At 68.9% G+C, this 17,459-nt stretch carries 14 protein-coding genes; 12 read left to right on the top strand and 2 right to left on the bottom strand.

The features are described from left to right. Nucleotides 1-14: 14 nt before the first annotated feature. From argS to J2Y49_RS25605, 12 genes are all read left to right on the top strand, one after another. Nucleotides 15-1,775, top strand: coding sequence for an arginine--tRNA ligase (argS, locus tag J2Y49_RS25660; RefSeq protein WP_310118028.1), 1,761 nt, complete (start codon nt 15-17; stop codon nt 1,773-1,775). Further along, on the top strand, nt 1,772-2,833 hold the full coding sequence (locus tag J2Y49_RS25655) for an SPOR domain-containing protein (RefSeq protein WP_310118027.1): 1,062 nt from the start codon (nt 1,772-1,774) through the stop codon (nt 2,831-2,833). Before argS ends, J2Y49_RS25655 begins: the two co-directional genes overlap by 4 nt. Then, complete coding sequence (gene nagZ, locus J2Y49_RS25650) at nt 2,805-3,923, top strand: beta-N-acetylhexosaminidase (RefSeq protein WP_409017906.1); 1,119 nt, start codon at nt 2,805-2,807, stop codon at nt 3,921-3,923. Before J2Y49_RS25655 ends, nagZ begins: the two co-directional genes overlap by 29 nt. A 16-nt stretch (nt 3,924-3,939) precedes the next feature. Further along, complete coding sequence (locus J2Y49_RS25645) at nt 3,940-4,617, top strand: site-2 protease family protein (RefSeq protein ID WP_310118024.1); 678 nt, start codon at nt 3,940-3,942, stop codon at nt 4,615-4,617. A 10-nt stretch (nt 4,618-4,627) separates the two neighbouring features. Continuing rightward, nucleotides 4,628-5,443, top strand: a complete 816-nt coding sequence (locus tag J2Y49_RS25640; protein ID WP_310118023.1) for a ScpA family protein — start codon at nt 4,628-4,630, stop codon at nt 5,441-5,443. Nucleotides 5,444-5,448: 5 nt separating this feature from the next. Continuing rightward, nucleotides 5,449-6,081 (top strand): SMC-Scp complex subunit ScpB, encoded by a 633-nt coding sequence (scpB, locus tag J2Y49_RS25635; protein ID WP_310118022.1) that lies wholly within the window; start codon nt 5,449-5,451, stop codon nt 6,079-6,081. A 153-nt stretch (nt 6,082-6,234) separates the two neighbouring features. Next, complete coding sequence (locus tag J2Y49_RS25630; protein WP_310118021.1) at nt 6,235-6,474, top strand: twin-arginine translocase TatA/TatE family subunit; 240 nt, start codon at nt 6,235-6,237, stop codon at nt 6,472-6,474. 77 nt (nt 6,475-6,551) lie between these two features. Further along, a complete protein-coding gene (gene tatB / locus J2Y49_RS25625; RefSeq protein WP_310118020.1) occupies nt 6,552-7,067 on the top strand; it encodes a Sec-independent protein translocase protein TatB in 516 nt (171 codons plus the stop codon). Between the two features lie 15 nt (nt 7,068-7,082). After that, nucleotides 7,083-7,874 (top strand): twin-arginine translocase subunit TatC, encoded by a 792-nt coding sequence (gene tatC / locus J2Y49_RS25620; protein WP_310118019.1) that lies wholly within the window; start codon nt 7,083-7,085, stop codon nt 7,872-7,874. A gap of 129 nt (nt 7,875-8,003) precedes the next feature. Further along, nucleotides 8,004-10,673, top strand: coding sequence for an alanine--tRNA ligase (gene alaS / locus J2Y49_RS25615; RefSeq protein ID WP_310118017.1), 2,670 nt, complete (start codon nt 8,004-8,006; stop codon nt 10,671-10,673). 75 nt (nt 10,674-10,748) lie between these two features. Continuing rightward, on the top strand, nt 10,749-11,081 hold the full coding sequence (locus J2Y49_RS25610; RefSeq protein WP_310118014.1) for a DHCW motif cupin fold protein: 333 nt from the start codon (nt 10,749-10,751) through the stop codon (nt 11,079-11,081). Nucleotides 11,082-11,108: 27 nt separating this feature from the next. Then, nucleotides 11,109-11,951: a MoxR family ATPase gene (locus J2Y49_RS25605; protein WP_310118013.1), complete on the top strand. Its 843-nt coding sequence runs from the start codon at nt 11,109-11,111 to the stop codon at nt 11,949-11,951. Between the two features lie 207 nt (nt 11,952-12,158). Here the strand turns inward: J2Y49_RS25605 and J2Y49_RS25600 are convergent, their stop codons facing one another. Together J2Y49_RS25600 and J2Y49_RS25595 are read right to left on the bottom strand one after the other, a co-directional pair. Beyond that, nucleotides 12,159-15,920, bottom strand: coding sequence for an AAA family ATPase (locus J2Y49_RS25600; protein ID WP_310118010.1), 3,762 nt, complete (start codon nt 15,918-15,920; stop codon nt 12,159-12,161). Beyond that, nucleotides 15,920-17,164, bottom strand: a complete 1,245-nt coding sequence (locus J2Y49_RS25595) for an exonuclease SbcCD subunit D C-terminal domain-containing protein (RefSeq protein ID WP_310118008.1) — start codon at nt 17,162-17,164, stop codon at nt 15,920-15,922. The genes J2Y49_RS25600 and J2Y49_RS25595 overlap by 1 nt, the downstream gene beginning before the upstream one ends. Nucleotides 17,165-17,459 lie beyond the last annotated feature (295 nt).

Genomic DNA, 17,459 nt, shown 5'->3' with positions numbered 1-17,459 from the left:
GACGACCTGAGACGATGAATATTTTCAAGGCCTTCGAGACCGATATTCGCAAGTTGCTGGAGGAACTGGCCGCGGAGGGTGCCATCCCCGCCGGGCTGGACAGCAGCCGTCTGACGGTCGAGCCGCCGCGCGAGGCCTCGCACGGCGACCTGTCCACCAACGCCGCCATGATCCTGGCGAAGTCGGCCAGGATGGCGCCGCGCGCCCTCGCGGAACTGCTGGTGGCCAAGCTGAAGGGCCGCGCCGACGTGGCGTCGGTGGAGATCGCCGGTCCGGGCTTCGTCAACCTGCGGCTGACGCCCGATGTCTGGCGCGACCGCATCCGCGACGTGCTGAACGCCGGAACCGCCTATGGTGACAGCGATCTCGGCGGCAGGACGCCGGTCAATGTGGAGTATGTGTCGGCCAACCCGACCGGCCCGCTGCATGCCGCCCATGGCCGCGGCGCGGTGTTCGGCGACGCACTGGCCTCGCTGCTGGAGAAGGCCGGCTACGCCGTCAGCCGCGAATACTACATCAACGATGCCGGCGCCCAGGTCGACGTGCTCGGGCGGTCCACCTTCATCCGCTACCGCGAGGCGCTGGGCGAGGAGGTGGGCGAGATCCCGGCCGGCCTCTATCCCGGCGAGTACCTGAAGGAGGTCGGTCAGGCCCTGGCCGAGCGCGACGGCAACCGCTGGGTCGGCACCGACGAGTCCGAATGGCTGCCGGCCTGCCGTGACTTCGCCATCGCCATGATCATGGGCTGGATCAAGGAGGATCTCGGTGCTCTCGGCGTCACCATGGACGTCTACAGCAGCGAGCGCGCGCTGGTGACCGCCGGTGCGGTCGACAAGGCGCTGACGGCGCTGGAGGAACGCGGCCTGATCTACACCGGCGTGCTGGAGCCGCCGAAGGGCAAGAAGCCCGACGATTGGGAGCCGCGCCCGCAGACCCTGTTCAAGTCCACCGATTTCGGCGACGACGTCGACCGGCCGTTGAAGAAGTCGGACGGCTCCTTCACCTATTTCTCGAACGACATCGCCTATCACTTTGATAAATATAAGCGCGGCTTCGGCAGCCTGATCGACGTGTGGGGCGCCGACCATGGCGGCTACGTCAAGCGCATGCAGTCGGCGACCACCGCGGTGACCGAAGGCAAGGCCTCGCTGGACGTGAAGCTCTGCCAGCTGGTCCACCTGATGCAGAACGGCCAGCCGGTGAAGATGTCCAAGCGGGCCGGCACCTTCGTGACGCTGCGCGATGTGATCGATCAGGTCGGGAAGGATGTGGTCCGCTTCATCATGCTGACCCGCCGCAACGACCAGACGCTGGATTTCGACTTCGCCAAGGTGACGGAGCAGTCGAAGGACAACCCGGTCTTCTACGTGCAGTACGCTCACGCCCGCTGCCGCTCGGTGTTGCGCCATGCCGCGACGGCCCTGCCGAACCTGGACCAGACGCCGGCCGCCCTGGCCGCGGCGGCGAACCTCGCCCGCCTGGATGCCGAGGAGGAGATGGCGCTCGCCAAGCGCATGGCCACTTGGCCGCGCGTGGTCGAGGCGGCGGCGGAAGCGCATGAGCCGCACCGCATCGCCTTCTTCCTCTACGATCTCGCCAGCGATTTCCACGCGCTGTGGAACCGGGGCCGCGACGATGCCTCGCTGCGCTTCCTGATCGAGGGCGATGCGGAGCTGACGACGGCCCGTCTGGCGCTGATCGCCGCGGTGGCGACGGTCATCGCCTCGGGCCTGACGGTGATGGGTGTCGAACCGGTGGAGGAACTGCGTTCATGAAGTACGACGGCGACGTCAACTACGCGGCCAATCCCTATGGGATGCCGCCCCGACAGGCCGCGAGCAAACGCGGGCTGCTGGCGCTGGGCTTTGCCGTGGTCGGCGTCGTTGCGTTCGCCGGTGCGGCGGTCGTCGGCCTGCGCGGGCCTGCGCGGCTGTCGGGCGACGGTCCGCCGCTGCTGACCGCCGATCCGGGGCCGGTCAAGGCGCGCCCCGACCAGCCGGGTGGGCTGGAGGTGCCGCACCAGGACATCCTGGCCTATGAACGTCTGCGCGACCATGACGGCGGACGCGGCCAGCAGGTCGAACGTCTGCTGCCGCCGCCGGAGGTGCCTCTGCCGCGTCCGGTGGTGACGCCGCAGATGCCGGCGGTGGTTCCGCTGCCGTCGGTGCCGTCGGTCGCCCAGCTTCCGCCGGGTGCCACCGCCACGGTGCCGCGCGACAGCGTCGCCGCCGCGGTGGCCGCCGCCGCGCCGCTGGCGGCGCCCGAGCCGGCACCCGGGCTGCCCGCCTTGCCGACCGGCACGCCGCAGGCGCAAACGCCGTCCACCCAGCTGCCGCCCAATACGGCGGGCAAGCCGCAGCAGCCCGCCGCCGTTCCGGCCAAGCCCGCCGCGGTTCCGCAGCAGCAGGTCGCCGCCGTGAAGCCGCCGGCCGCTCCGCCGCCCCAGGCACAGCAGCAACAGCAGCAGAGCGCTGCACCTTCGGTCGGCCAGTTGATCGCCAAGCTGGAGGCCGCATCGCTGCCAGCCGCCCCGGCCAAGGCGGCGCCTCAGCCGGCGAAGGCCGCCCCCGCCGTGATCGGCGGCAGCGGAAGCTGGCGCATCCAGCTCGCCTCGGTGCGCAGCGAGGGCGAGGCCGCGGCCGAATGGCGCCGTCTCGCCGGCCGCCATCCGGATGCTCTGGGCGGCCTGTCGATGCAGGTCGCCAAGGTCGATCTCGGCGACAAGGGCGTGTTCTACCGGGTGCAGGGCACAGGCGCCGACGAGGCGCGGGCAAAGTCGGTCTGCGCCCAACTGCGCGCGCAAAATGTGGGGTGTGTGGTTGTCCGTCCCTGATTTTCCGGGTCCTGATTTTCCGGGCCCTGATTCCGTGGGCCGTGGTTCGGCGAGTTCCATCCCGGTTGCCCACCCGCGCGCGGTCGTCTTCGGCTGCGCCGGATTGGAAGTGACGCCCGACGAGGCCGCCTTCTTCCGCGATGCCGATCCGCTCGGCTTCATCCTGTTCCGCCGCAACTGCGACAGCCGCGGCCAGATGCGTCGGCTGGTCGATGACCTGCGCACCAGCGTCGGCCGGCAAGACGCCCCCGTCCTGATCGATCAGGAAGGCGGCCGGGTTGCGCGCATGCGCCCGCCGCATTGGCCCGCCCATCCGCCGATGGGCGTGTTCGGTGCACTGGCCGGGCGCGATGCCGATGCCGGGCGCGAAGCCGCCTGGATCAATGGCCGGCTGCTCGCCCATATGCTGGCGGAGGTCGGCGTCACGGTGGACTGCGCGCCTGTGTGCGACGTTCCGGTGGAGGGGGCGCACGACATCATCGGCGACCGCGCGTTTTCCCGCGATCCCGCCGTGGTGATCGCGCTGGCCCGCGCCACCGCCGAAGGGCTGCTGGCCGGCGGCGTGCTGCCGGTGGTCAAGCACATCCCCGGACATGGCCGCGCCTTCGCCGACAGCCATGCCGAGCTGCCGGTGGTGGAGGCCGACCGCGCGACGCTGGAGGCGACCGACTTCGCCCCCTTCCGCGCGCTGGCCGACCTGCCGCTGGCGATGGTCGCGCATGTGGTGCTGAAGGCCATCGACCCGACCGCCCCGGCCAGCACGTCGCCCATCGTGGTGCGCGAGGTGGTGCGGGGGCCGTCCATCGGTTTTAGCGGGCTGCTGTTCAGCGACGACCTGTCGATGAACGCGCTGCAGGGCGATCCCCGCACGCGGGCCGAAGCGGTGCTGGCGGCGGGCATGGATGTCGTGCTCCACTGCAACGGCGAGCTGGACGAGATGCGGTCGCTGCTGGGCGCCGTTCCGGTGCTGAGCGGTGCCGCGGCTGAGCGCTGGGCGCGGGCCGAGGCGATGCGCCATGCACCCGAACCTGCGGACATCGCGGCATTGACCAACCGGCTGGCCGAGCTTCTCGGCACGGCCCAGGCCTGACGGACGGGAGCGGACGATGGAGGAATGGATCTTCCAGGTGACGGCCGTGGCCCTGCCGGCCATCATCGCCATCACCTTGCACGAGGCGGCGCACGGCTTCGTCGCCTGGAGGCTGGGCGACGACACCGCCTATCGGCTGGGGCGGGTCACCTTCAACCCGATCCGCCACATCGATCCGTTCGGCACGGTCCTGCTGCCGGCGCTGATGTACTTCACCACCGGCTTCGTCTTCGGCTGGGCCAAGCCGGTGCCGGTGAACTTTGCCCGGCTCGACCATCCCCGCCGCGACATGGTGTGGGTGGCGCTGGCCGGACCGGGGACCAACTTCCTGCTGGCGGTCGCGTCGGCGGTGATCTGGCGGCTGGTCAACCCGGAAAACAGTCTGGCGGAGCTGTGGATTCGGTCCGCCGCCGAGGTGTCGGTGCTGGTCAACGTCATCCTGATGGTCTTCAACCTGATACCGCTGCCGCCGCTGGACGGCGGGCGCGTGGCGGTCGGCATCCTGCCGGACGTGCTGGCGGTGCCGTTGGCCAAGCTGGAGCGCTTCGGGCTGCTGATCCTGATGGCGGCCTTCTTCCTGCTGCCGATGCTGGGGCGCCAGTTCGGCATGGATCTGAGCGTCATGCATTGGGTCCTGGGCCCGCCGGTGGATGCGGTGATCGACTTCATCCGCATCCTGACCGGCAACGACTGAAGGCTTTCCAATGGCCGAAGTGCTGGCCGAGCTTACGGCCGATACCGCCGCGTCCGCGGAGGCGTCGCCGTCCGAACAGCTGCTGCTGGTTCTGGACGGCTTCGAGGGGCCGCTCGACATGCTGCTGGCGCTGGGTCGCGACCAGAAGGTCGACCTGACGCGCATCTCCATCCTGGAACTGGCCGACCAGTACCTCGCCTTCGTGGCGGAGGCGCGGAAGGTGCGGCTGGAACTGGCGGCCGACTATCTGGTGATGGCGGCGTGGCTGGCCTACCTGAAGTCGCGCCTGCTGCTGCCCGAACCCGAGGGGGAGGAGCCGTCCGGCGAGGACATGGCCGCGGCACTGGCCTTTCAGTTGCAGCGGCTGGAGGCGATGAAGGGCGTTGCGGCCAAGCTGTTCGCCCGCCCTCGGCTGGGGATCGACGTCCACCCCCGCGGCGCGCCGGAGGATTTGGACCTGCGCCGCAAGTCGGTCTATGAGGTCACGCTGTTCGACCTGCTGCGCGCCTATGGCCAGCAGCGCGCCCGCAAGGAGGCCGGCGTCCTGCACATCGCCCCGGTCCGCCTCTATTCCATGGAGGAGGCGGTGCAGCGCCTGACCGCTCTGCTCGGCCGCATGCCGGATTGGGCGACGCTGGCCAGCTTCCTGCCGGGTGGGGAGGGCGGCGGGCTGCTGACCCGCTCCGCTTTGGCCGCCCATTTCGCGGCGACGCTGGAACTGGCGAAGGCCGGCCGTGTGGAACTGCGCCAGGAGGGCGCCTTCGCCCCGCTTTATGTCCGCGGACGCCAAGCCGGCGACATGCCCGCGGACCCATCGGATTCTTGAGGACCATGATCAAGGAAGTCACCGACGCCCAGGAGGCGGAGGCCCGCATCGGCCGGCTGCGCCTGCTGGAAGCGCTGCTGTTCGCCTCGGCCGAACCGCTGGACGAGGAGACGCTGGCCGGCCGCGTCGGGCCGGAGGTCGGCCTGCTGCTGGAGGAACTGCGCGCCCATTACGCCCCGCGCGGCGTCAATCTGGTGCGCACCGGCGGCGGCTGGGCCTTCCGCACCGCGGTCGATCTGGCGCCCGAGTTGCGCCGGGAGGAGGAGGTGTCGCGCAAGCTGTCGCGCGCGGCCATCGAAACCCTGGCGATCATCGCCTATCACCAGCCGGTGACCAGGGGGGAGATCGAATCCATCCGCGGCGTGGCGACCAGCAAGGGCACGCTGGACCTGCTGATGGAGCATGGCTGGATCCGGCCGGGCAAGCGGCGCGAGACGCCGGGCCGGCCGTTGACCTGGATCTCCACCGACCATTTCCTCGACCATTTCGGTCTGGAAAGCCTGCGCGACCTGCCCAGCGTCGATGATCTGCGCGCCGCCGGTCTGCTGGACAGCCGTCCGGTGCTTATGGGGCTCGGGACCACCGGGGACGACGGCGGCTTGGCCGCGACCGGCGACGACGGCGACGTGGAGTCCTGAGCAGGGCCGCGTTTTTCGGGCGGGTCCGCGCGAATTCCCGTGAAACCTCAATGACAACCGGTTAAGGATGGTGGGGCGAACGTTGCGGCCCAATGGCCTTTCTGCCATAGTGCCGGCCCGCCGCAAAGGCCGTTCAAACGTGATAGGCGCGCCATGGGTTCTTTCAGCATCTGGCACTGGATCATCGTTCTACTGATCGTTCTTCTCCTGTTCGGCGCTGGAAAGTTGCCGAAGGTGATGGGCGATCTCGCCAAGGGTGTGAAGTCCTTCAAGGCGGGCCTGCAGGACGACAGCGATGACGCCGCTTCCGGCGCCAATGCCAAGGTCATCCCGAACCAGCCGGCCAACACGGCCGAAACCGCGGCCAAAAAGGACGAAGCGGTCCGCAACTGACCGGCGGGCGCGCGGGGTCCCTCGTGTGTTCCGTTCGCGCGCCATCCTGTCCACCGCATTCGTGAAGCCGGAAGAACATGTTCGACATCGCTTGGTCCGAACTGATGGTGATCGCCGTCATCGCCCTTGTGGTCATCGGGCCCAAGGATCTGCCCAAGGCGATCTTCACGCTCGGCAAATGGGTGCGTAAGGCGAGAGGCGTCGCGCGCGAATTCCAGACCCACATCGACGACATGATGCGGGAGACCGAGTTGGACGAGCTTCGCAAGGAAGCCCTGAAGACCCGCGACCTGAACATCAAGAAGATGATGGAGGACACCATCGACCCGAAGGGGGAGATGGGGAAGGCATTCGATCCCAAGGGCTTCGACGTGGGGCTGAACGGCCATGCCGGCAGCACCCCGGAACCGGACCTGCCCCAGGCGCCGGCGGCTCCCCCCGCAGTTGCCGACAGCGTGGCGCCCTCCGCCGCCCCGTCGCCGATCACCACTCAGCCGTCTCCGGTGCAGTCCGCGCCGGTGCAGCCGGCCACTCAACCGGCAGCCCAGCCGGCCGAAGTGGCCTCCGCCCAGTCCACCGATAAGCAGACCTAAGGTCGAAGACGGACCATGACCGGCGAAACGCATCAGGACGAACTCGAAGAAAGCAAGATGCCGCTGATCGATCATCTGATCGAACTGCGGAACCGGCTGATGTGGTCGGTCGGCGCCATCCTGATCGCCTTTCTGCTGTGCTATGCCGTGTCGGACCGGATCTACAATTTCCTGGTCCAACCGCTGGCCGACCTGCTGGCGGGGCAGGGCCGCCGGATGATCTACACCGGCCTGACGGAAGCCTTCTTCACCTATGTGAAGGTGGCATTCTGGGCCGGCTGCTTCATCTCCTTCCCGATCATCGCCAGCCAGATCTGGATGTTCGTGGCGCCGGGCCTGTACAAGCACGAGCGCAAGGCGTTCCTGCCGTTCCTGGTGGCAACGCCGGTGATGTTCCTGACCGGCGCTGCCATTGTCTATTACTTCATCTTCCCAATGGCCTGGCGCTTCTTCCTGGGCTTCGAGTTCCATCCCGGCGGCGACGGCAACGCCCTGCCCATCGAGTTCGAGGCGCGCGTCGGCGAATACCTGCATCTGGTGATGTCGCTGATCTTCGCCTTCGGGATCGCCTTCCAGCTGCCGGTCCTGCTGACCCTGCTGGTGCGCGTCGGCATCGTCAGCACCGACGCGCTGGCGTCGAAGCGGCGCTATGCCATCGTCGGCGCCTTCGTCGCCGCGGCGATCCTGACCCCGCCGGACGTCATCAGCCAGGTCAGCCTGGCGGTTCCGCTGATCGGGCTGTACGAGATCGCCATCATCATCGGCCGTCGCATCGAAAAGGCACGGGCCGCGGCAGAGGCTGAATAAGCCCACGGTCTCTTGTCCGTTGTGACGCAGGGTAATAATCCGTCCGCCGTGGACATGCCGCCAATCTCGCGCTAAAAGCACGGTTCGGCCAATGGAAGGCCTTAGCCGCGCACCCGGAGCCTTGACCGTATGCAGACCGCCAACGACATCCGTCGCACGTTCCTGGATTTCTTCGCCAAGCAGGGCCATCAGAAGGTCGACTCGTCGCCGCTCGTGCCGCGCAACGACCCGACGCTGATGTTCACCAACGCCGGCATGGTCCAGTTCAAGAACGTCTTCACCGGTGCCGAGACGCGGCCCTACAAGCGCGCGGTCACGTCGCAGAAATGCGTGCGCGCCGGCGGCAAGCACAACGACCTGGACAATGTCGGCTACACCGCGCGGCATCACACCTTCTTCGAGATGCTGGGCAACTTCTCCTTCGGCGATTATTTCAAGGACGACGCCATCGCGTTCGCCTGGAACCTGATCACCAAGGAATACGGCCTTCCGGCCGACAAGCTGCTGGTGACGGTACACACCTCCGACGAGGACGCGGCGGCGATCTGGCGCAAGGTCGCCGGCCTGTCGGACGACCGCATCATCCGCATCCCGACCGACGACAATTTCTGGCGCATGGGCGACACCGGCCCCTGCGGCCCGTGCTCCGAGATCTTCTTCGACCACGGCCCGTCCATCGCCGGCGGCCCGCCGGGCAGCGCCGACCAGGACGGCGACCGCTTCATCGAGATCTGGAACCTCGTGTTCATGCAATATGAACAGCTGGGTCCGGACAATCTGGTGCCGCTGCCCAAGCCGTCGATCGACACCGGGATGGGGCTGGAGCGTCTGGCCGCCGTCCTGCAGGGCAAGCACGACAACTACGACATCGACCTGATGCGGGCGCTGATCATGGCGTCGGCCGAGGCGACGAAGACCGCGCCTGACGGCGCGCATGCCGTGTCGCACCGCGTCATCGCCGACCATCTGCGCTCCACCTCCTTCCTGATCGCCGACGGCGTCCTGCCGTCGAACGAGGGCCGCGGCTATGTGCTGCGCCGCATCATGCGCCGGGCCATGCGCCACGCCCACATGATCGGCGCGCGCGAACCGCTGATGCACCGTCTGGTCCCGGCGCTGATCCAGCAGATGGGCGACGCCTATCCGGAGCTGAACCGCGCCCGCGCCCTGATCGTCGAGACGCTGAAGCTGGAAGAGACCCGCTTCAAGCAGACGCTGGAGCGCGGCCTGCGCCTGCTGGAGGACGAGGTCGGCCATCTCGGCGAGGGCCAGCCGCTGGCCGGCGACGTCGCCTTCAAGCTGTACGACACCTACGGCTTCCCACTCGACCTGACGCAGGACGTTCTGCGCGGCCAGGGACGTGGCGTCGACGAGGCCGGCTTCAAGGCGGCGATGGACGAGCAGCGCCGCAAGGCCCGCGAATCCTGGGCCGGGTCGGGCGAGGTCGGCACCGAGAAGCTGTGGTACGAGATCAAGGACGACCTGGGCGCCACCGAGTTCTTCGGCTACGACACCGAGGTGGCCGAGGGCAAGGTGACCGCCATCGTCAAGGGCGACGCCCGCGTCCAGGCCGCCAACATCGGCGATCAGGTGCTGGTCGTCGTCAACCAGACGCCCTTCTACGGCGAATCGGGCGGTCAGGTCGGCGATGCCGGCGTGATCTTCTCCGCCAATGGGGCCGAGGTCGCGGTTTCGGATACGCTGAAAAAGCTGGGCGCGGTGTGGGCCCATGTCGGCACCGTCACCAAGGGCACGCTCAAGGTCGGCGACGTGGTGGAACTGCGCGTGGACAGCGAGCGCCGCTCCGCCATCCGCGCCAACCACTCCGCCACCCACCTGCTGCACGAGGCTTTGCGCCATCGGCTCGGCGAACATGTCACCCAGAAGGGCTCTTTGGTCGCGCCGGAGCGCCTGCGCTTCGACATCAGCCAGCCGACCGGCCTCTCCGCCGCCGACATCGCCGCCGTCGAGGACGAGGTGAACCGCCGCGTGCTGGGCAACAGCGAGGTCATCACCCGCCTGATGTCCCCGGACGAGGCCCGCGCCCAGGGCGCAATGGCCCTGTTCGGCGAGAAGTACGGCGACGAGGTCCGCGTGGTCTCCATGGGCGGCCCGCATGGTGAACTCGACCGCGACTACTCCATCGAGCTGTGCGGCGGCACCCATGTCCGCCGCACCGGCGACATCGGCGTGTTCAAGATCGTCTCCGAAGGCGCCGTCGCCGCCGGTGTCCGCCGCATCGAGGCGCTGACCGGCACCGGCGCCAAGGCGTGGCTGTCCGAGCGCGACCATCTGCTGACCGAAGCGGCGAGCGTCCTGAAGGTGAAGCCCGACGAGGTCCCGGCCCGTGTGGCGGTCCTGGTCGAGGAACGCCGCAAGATGGAGCGCGAACTGGCCGAACTGCGCCGGCAGGTCGCCATGAGTGGCGGAGCCAAGGCCGAGGGCGGCAACGAGGCCAAGGACGTCGCCGGCGTGAAGTTCGCCGCCCGCGTGGTCGAAGGCCTGCCGGCCAAGGACCTGAAGCCGATGGCCGACGAGCTGAAGAAGCAGGTCGGCTCCGGCGTCGTGGTGCTGATCGCGTCGAACGAGGGCAAGGCGTCCATCGTCATCGGCGTGACCGACGACCTGACCGGCACCTTGAGCGCGGTCGATCTGGTCCGCGTCGGCGCCGAGGCGCTGGGCGGCAAGGGCGGCGGCGGCCGGCCGGACATGGCCCAGGCCGGCGGTCCCGACGCCTCGCTGGCCCCTGCTGCGATCGAGGCCATCGAAAAGGCGATCGCGGCCAAGAAGGCCTCCTGATCCCATCGACACCCGGCCCCCGGTTCGCTCCGGGGGCCGTTTTTCTGTTCATGCCGTTTTTGTCGAGGTCCGGCGATGGAACTCCCGACTCTTCCCTTCACCGTGACCGACTGGGCCGCTGTCCCGGTCACCGAACATCCGGGCGAAACCGGCAAGGCGCTGTGGCGCAGCTTCCGGGCCGGCGAATTGCGGGTGCGGATGGTCGAATACACGCCGGGCTATCTGGCCGACCATTGGTGCGACCGCGGCCATGTGCTGTTCGTGGTCAGCGGTGAACTGATCACCGAGTTGAAGGACGGCCGCCGCTTCGTCCTGACCGCCGGCATGAGCTATCAGGTGTCGGATTTCGGCGACCACCCGCATCGGTCCTCGACCGGAATCGGCGCCACCCTGTTTATCGTGGACTGAAACATCGTCGATTGAGGGAGCAGGCCCATGCGCTTCACCGGCACCGACCGCTATGTCGCCACCGACGACCTGATGGTGGCGGTCAACGCCGCCATCACGCTGGAACGGCCGCTTCTGGTGAAGGGGGAACCCGGCACCGGCAAGACCGTGCTGGCGGTGGAGATCGCCCGCGCTCTGAACAAGCCGCTGCTGTCCTGGCATGTGAAGTCGACCACCAAGGCGCAGCAGGGACTGTATGAATACGACGCGGTCAGTCGTCTGCGCGACAGCCAACTGGGCGAGGCGAAGGTCCACGACATCGCCAACTACATCGTCCGCGGCAAGCTGTGGGAAGCCTTCGAGGCGCCGGAGTCTCCGGTCCTGCTGATCGACGAGATCGACAAGGCCGACATCGAGTTCCCCAACGACCTGCTGCTGGAACTCGACCGCATGGAATTTCATGTGTACGAGACCCGCCAGACGATCACGGCGGCCAAGCGCCCCATCGTCATCATCACCTCCAACAACGAGAAGGAGCTGCCGGACGCCTTTCTGCGCCGCTGCTTCTTCCACTACATCCGCTTCCCCGACCGCGAGACGATGGAGCGCATCGTCGATGTCCATTACCCCGGCCTGAAAGCCGCGCTGCTGCGCGAGGCGCTGAACCTGTTCTACGACCTGCGCGAGGTTCCGGGGCTGAAGAAGAAGCCGTCCACGTCGGAACTGCTGGACTGGATCAAGCTGCTGATGGTCGAGGACGTTGATCCCGAGACCCTGCGCGCCAAGGATGCCCGCACGCTGATCCCGCCGCTGTGCGGCGCGCTGCTGAAGAACGAGCAGGACGTGCACACGCTGGAACGGCTGGCGTTCCTGGCGAAGCGGGGGCGTTGAGGGGCGGAGCTCTCGGTGCGGTTGCCCCCACCCTAACCCTCCCCCGCTGGGGGGGAGGGAATAAGTGCTTGATTGGAAGAGCGGCGGCAGTCCCTCCCCCGCCCAGCTCTCGCACAAAGCTGTGCTTTGTGCTGACGCGGCAGGCGGACCGTAGGTCCGCTGAGAGCGGGGGAGGTTAGGTGGGGGCAACCGCCGCAACCACTCCCCTCAAACCCCTTCCACCTCCTCCATCGCCACCCCCAGCGCCGTCCCCGTTACCGACTGCACCGTCACGCAGCTGCGTCCGCCGCCCAGCGGCATCACGCGGATTTGCGTGCCGATGCGCTCGACCATCGCCGGAACGTGGCTGATCACCCCCACCTGACGCCCGCCCGCCTGCAAGGCTTCCAGACACGACAGCGCCACGTCCAGGCTATCGGGGTCGAGCGTGCCGAATCCCTCGTCGATGAACAGCGTGCCGATCCCGCCGGAGGTTCCCGCCGCCATCGCGGACAGCCCGAGCGCCAGGGCAAGCGACACCAGGAACAGCTCGCCGCCCGAAAGGCTGTGCACGCCTCGCCGTTCGTCGCCCATCTCGCGGTCGACCACCTGAATTTCCAGATCGGCCCCCGCCACCCGTTCCAGCCGATAGCGGCGGGCAAGATCCTCCAAATGCCGGTTGGCATGGGTCAGCAGCAGGTCCAGGCTCAGGCTCTGGGCGAAGTTGCGCATCTTCTGCCCATTCGCCGAGCCGATCAGCTGCGCCATCTTGCCCCACAGGGCACAGCGTGCCTGTTGTGCCTCGATCGCCACCCGCAGCCCGGCCAGCCTTTGGCGGTTGGCGTCGTCGGCCTCCAATCGCCCGCGCGCAGAGCCCAGCCGGTCGCGGTCCTGCTCCAGCACCGCGCGGGTGCTCTCTGCCGCCGCCGCTGCCTCGTCGACGCTCAGGGCCGGCCCGCCCGCCGCATGATGCTCAGCTCGCTGACGGCGCCGTTCGGCAACCACCAGCGCCGTATCGCCACGCGCCCGCTCCAGCACCGCCAGCGCCAGTTCTTCCGCCTCCAGTTCGCTTTCGGCCGCCGCCAGCAGCCGTCGGACCTCTTCCAGCCCGATACCCCGCTCTGCCGCCGCCCGTTCCAGCCGCTCCCCGGCCACCATCGCCTTGTGGGCGCACAGCCGGGCGGCCTCGCCGCGGGTCTCCCGTTCCTGCTCCGCTGCCGACAGGCGGGCGATGGCATCCTGCCGCGCAAAGGTGGCCTTCTCCACCAGTGCTTCGGCCTCGTGCCGCTCGCCGGCCAGCAGCTTGCGCACCAACGCCACCGCCCGCCCGCCCAGCAGAGCACCGCGCGCCGTCCGCGCCTCCGCCAACCGCGCGGCCAGATCGGCGGCCCGCCCGCGCGCCTCCTCCTCCGCCCGCAGTGCGGCGTCCAATTCGGCGGTCTGCACCGCCCGCTCGCCGCTCGCCCGCTCGACCTCGCGGTTGGCACGGGCCAGCGCGTCAGTCTTTTTCCGATATTCGGCGACCCGTGCCGCCAATCCGGCCCGGTAGTCCTCCGGCTCCCGCTCCAGCCGAGACCGCCATTCGGCTTCTCCGGCCAGCCCTTCAGCCAACTCCGCCAGGGCGGATTGCCGGTCGGCCTCGGTCCGCTCGAGTGCGGCCACCGCGAGCGCCAAGGCCTGCCGTCCGTCCGCCAGCCGCTGCCGGGTCGCTTCGCATTCCGTTGCCAGCCCGGCCGCCGTGGTCTCCAGCCGCCGATGCTCCTGCTGTGCCGCATCCACCCGCCGGCGATGGTCGAGCGCCTGTTCCTCGTCGGTCGCAATGGCCGCAAGCCGCCGGTCCACCGCTTCCACCGCCTGACGGATGTCAGCGAGCGTTCCGTCCTCAACATCCCACCCGACCGCCGCCGTCTGATCTGCCCAACGGAGCTGGAGCCCTTCGGCCTCCCGCGCCAGAGCGGCCAGCCGTGCCGTCAGCCCATCGGCCTCCTTGCGCACCGCCCGTTCCGCCGCATCCAGCGCCGCGTGGCGGGCGACCATTACGGCCAGGATCTCGCGCAATCCGGCAAGGTGCCGCTCCTGGTCCTGCGTTACCCGTCCGAGCGGCGTCTCGCCGGCGCCTGTCCAGGGATGGTCGACCGATCCGCAGACCGGGCAGGCCTCGCCCTCCACCAGCCTTCCGCGCAGGCTTTCCACATCCTCGCGCTGGGCCAGCAGCAGCCGTTGCAGGGTCTGTTCCGCCTCCTCGACCGCTGCGCGTTGCCCGGCCCGGCTTTCCGCAAGCTCGCGCGCCGCCGTGCCGTCACGTTCCGCCTCGCCCAGCCGCTGCAGGCGGTCCCGTTCGGCCGTTTCACGCTCGGTCGCAAGCCGTTGGCGGGCCTCGCCGGTGGCGAGCAGCGCCAGCAACCCATCCCGTCGCCGGCCGGCCTCGCCGCGTGCCTGCCTTGCCTCGTCGAGCGACGGCGCCGGCTCGCTCCGCAAAGTCTCCAGCCTCTGCTCAGCCGTACGGCAGCGCTCCCGCGCCTCGGCGAGCCTGACTTCCATGCCTTCCGCAGCGGCTTCCGTCGAGGCAAGCTCCCGTTCCAGCCGCTGACGCTCGCGGTTCGCGGCCTCCCAGGCTCGACCATCGGCGATGGCGCGTCCCAGCAGCCTGTCCCAGCGCTCCCACTGGTTCGCGACCACGGCGAAGGTCGTCTGATCCCGTAGCCAGACCTCAAGCCGCGCGGTATCGTTGCGTGCCGCCGACAGGGCGGTGTCGATGTCCTGCACCGCCTTCCGCGCCGTGCCGCTCCGCTGCGCCGCCGCCTTTGCCGCCGTCTCGGCAGTTCCCTGTTCGCTCGTCAGCGCCGTGATTCGTCCATCCAGGTCGGCCGCGCGTTCAAGGTCCGGTTCCGCCTTGGCTTGCTCCGCGCAAGCGGCTTCGAAGCGCCGCCGGGACTCGCCATGACGGGCGGCGGCTTCCTCCACCGCCAGCCGCGCCGCCTCCCAGGCCTCTGTCGCGCGCCCCACGGCCGCGGTCGCTTCGGTCGCTTCGCCGCTTGCCCGGTCGGCATCGACCAGCAATGGCCGCAGCGGTTGAAGCCCGCGCAGCCGGGCAGCCGCCTCACGCCGTCCCTCCGCCTCGACCCATACCCGCTCGGCCGCTTCGGCCGCCTCGACCGCCTTGCCCTCGGCCACCGCGAGTTGACCGTCGCGCTCATGCCAGGCGAGCGCCGCCTGGACGAGGGCAAGCGCCCTCTCGCCAGTCCTTACCGCTTCCGCCGCCTCGCCGGCCTCATTCTGCAAGGCGGCGCGGTCGTCGTCGTTCAGCACCCCGATGCCGCCGCCCTGGGCCGTCAGCGTGTCGAGCGTCTGCTTCTCCGCATTCGCCCGCTCATGCGTTGCGACGGACAGCCGGGAGTAAATCTCCGTTCCCGTCAGCAACTCCAGCAGGGCGGACCGCTCGCGCGGCGGCGCCTTCAGGAAGGTGGCGAAATCGCCTTGGGCCAGCAGGACCGCGCGCCGGAACTGCTCGAAGGTCAGGCCGAGCCGCCGTTCGATCTCCTCCAGCACGCTCTTCTTGCCGTCGCCGAAGCGCCGCTCGCCGTCCAGGCTGCTCAGCGACATGCTCTGCTGCTGCAAGGCCCCCTGCGCCTTCTGCCGCGCCCTTCGCACCTCCCAGCGCGCACGATAGGCGTCGCCGTCGATCCCGACGAAATCCACCTCCGCCCAGCCGAATCCGGCACCCCGCCGCAAGACGGTGCGCACGTCGGTGGTCCGGATGCTGTTGGGATCGCCCTCCGGTCCCAGCATCTCGCCGCGCCCTTCCGGCAGCCGCGGCATGCTGTCGAACAGGGCAAGGCACAAGGCATCCAGGATCGTGCTCTTGCCGGCGCCGGTCGGCCCGGTGATGGCGAACAAGCCGGCCCGCCGCAGCGGTTCCCGGTCGAAATCGATGGCAAAGGGGCCGTCCAGGCTGGTCAGGTTCGCGCCGCGAACCGCGAGAATCCGCATCACATCGTCTCCTGAACGCCGGTCAGCAACTCATGGAAGGCCGTCATCAGGTCCGGGTCGGGGTCGCCTTCGTGGCTGCGGCGGTAGAGGCGCCGGAACACCTCTTCCGGCTCCAGCGAGGCCAGATCGACCGGCGGCGCGCTGTCCGCCAGCGTCTGCCCGCTGCCGGTCAGCCGCACCCCCAGCTTCAGCAGCCGCACCGGCCGGCCAGCCAGCACCGCCTCGACTTCGTCGCGCAGGGCGGGGCGTGGTTCCGGCAGAGTGACCGTCACCTCCAGGAAGGGCCAGGCGTCGCGGGGCAGGGCACCGTCCAGGTGCAGCCGTTTCAGCCGCTCCAGCGCTGCTTCCGGACTTGCCTCGGCGACTCGATGGATCGTCACATGGCGCGGTACGCGTAAGGCCTCATGTCCGACCAAACGACCCGCCGCGAACTCGGCCAGGATCACCTGATGCGGGTAAGGCTCCTCGTCCAGCGCGAGCGGAATGGGTGAGCCGCTATAGCGCACCTCTTGACGTCCGCCCACCGCCTGCGCCCGGTGCAGATGGCCCAGCGCGACATAGGCCGCGTCTTCCGGGAATATATCGACTGGCAGGGCATGAAGGTTGCCGCCCAGGATCTTGCGTTCGCTGAGTTCCGACAAGGCGCCGCCGCGCATGTAGCAGTGACCGGTGAGGATCAGCGCCTCTCCCGGGCGGCAACGATCACGGCCGCCGGTCCAGGCCTGCGTATAGAGCCGCCGCACGCCCTCGATCAGCGGATCGAGGTCCTCCGCCTCCTCGATAGGCGGCAGATCGGATGGCCGCAGGTAGGGCATGGCGACGCAACGGGCCGCGACGGCGCCATCGGCATCGCGCAGCGGCACGATCAGCGGCGACGGGTCGAACATTCCGTCGGCGGAGGAGGGCAGGGTGCCGATCACACGCACGCCCATCTCCGTCATCAACGGCGACGGGGCCTCCAGCCGGCTGGCGCTGTCATGGTTTCCGGCGACCACTACAATGTCCAGCCGCGGGTGCAGAGCCTTGGCCCGCGCGACGAAACGGTAGAACATGGCAAGCGCGGGGATCGGCGGGTTCTGCCCGTCGAACACATCGCCGGCGATGACGAGCGCGTCCACATCATGCTCGCCGATGCGGTCGATCAGCCAGTCGAGGAAACGCTCATGCTCGGCATCGCGGGGAATGCCGTGCAGAGTCTGGCCGAGATGCCAGTCGGCGGTGTGGAGAAGACGGAAGCTCCGCATGATCCTGCGCTCGCAACGAAACGATGCGCCACTCTACGGATCGCGCCACCGGCTGCGCCCACAAAAAACGACGCACCCGAAAAAATGCCGAGGCGGCGAAAAAACCGCTTGCCAGTTTTGGGGGAGGGCGCCTATAACCCGGTCCACCGACGGCGGGGCGCTGAACGAAGCGCGGCGCTGGCGGCAGAAACGGAAGCAAGAACAGCAGCTTAGCTGTTTAATCTTCCGGCTTCGACCGACATACCTCCGGCCCACTCTGGTCCGATCCCCGAAGAGGGAGGCGGAAGAGCGGCCG

It is taken from the genome of Azospirillum sp. BE72, from assembly GCF_031455875.1.
Classification (GTDB): domain Bacteria; phylum Pseudomonadota; class Alphaproteobacteria; order Azospirillales; family Azospirillaceae; genus Azospirillum.
This window is presented reverse-complemented; position numbering and strand designations above follow the sequence as displayed.

Coding starts and splice junctions, on each gene's coding strand:
- J2Y49_RS25605 (WP_310118013.1), top strand. CDS start 11,109: ATGCGCTTCACCGGCACCGACCGCTATGTCGCCACCGACGACCTGATG.
- J2Y49_RS25640 (WP_310118023.1), top strand. CDS start 4,628: ATGGCCGAAGTGCTGGCCGAGCTTACGGCCGATACCGCCGCGTCCGCG.
- argS (WP_310118028.1), top strand. CDS start 15: ATGAATATTTTCAAGGCCTTCGAGACCGATATTCGCAAGTTGCTGGAG.
- J2Y49_RS25655 (WP_310118027.1), top strand. CDS start 1,772: ATGAAGTACGACGGCGACGTCAACTACGCGGCCAATCCCTATGGGATG.
- tatB (WP_310118020.1), top strand. CDS start 6,552: ATGTTCGACATCGCTTGGTCCGAACTGATGGTGATCGCCGTCATCGCC.
- scpB (WP_310118022.1), top strand. CDS start 5,449: ATGATCAAGGAAGTCACCGACGCCCAGGAGGCGGAGGCCCGCATCGGC.
- J2Y49_RS25645 (WP_310118024.1), top strand. CDS start 3,940: ATGGAGGAATGGATCTTCCAGGTGACGGCCGTGGCCCTGCCGGCCATC.
- alaS (WP_310118017.1), top strand. CDS start 8,004: ATGCAGACCGCCAACGACATCCGTCGCACGTTCCTGGATTTCTTCGCC.
- J2Y49_RS25630 (WP_310118021.1), top strand. CDS start 6,235: ATGGGTTCTTTCAGCATCTGGCACTGGATCATCGTTCTACTGATCGTT.
- J2Y49_RS25595 (WP_310118008.1), bottom strand. CDS start 17,164: ATGCGGAGCTTCCGTCTTCTCCACACCGCCGACTGGCATCTCGGCCAG.
- J2Y49_RS25610 (WP_310118014.1), top strand. CDS start 10,749: ATGGAACTCCCGACTCTTCCCTTCACCGTGACCGACTGGGCCGCTGTC.
- nagZ (WP_409017906.1), top strand. CDS start 2,805: ATGTGGGGTGTGTGGTTGTCCGTCCCTGATTTTCCGGGTCCTGATTTT.
- tatC (WP_310118019.1), top strand. CDS start 7,083: ATGACCGGCGAAACGCATCAGGACGAACTCGAAGAAAGCAAGATGCCG.
- J2Y49_RS25600 (WP_310118010.1), bottom strand. CDS start 15,920: ATGCGGATTCTCGCGGTTCGCGGCGCGAACCTGACCAGCCTGGACGGC.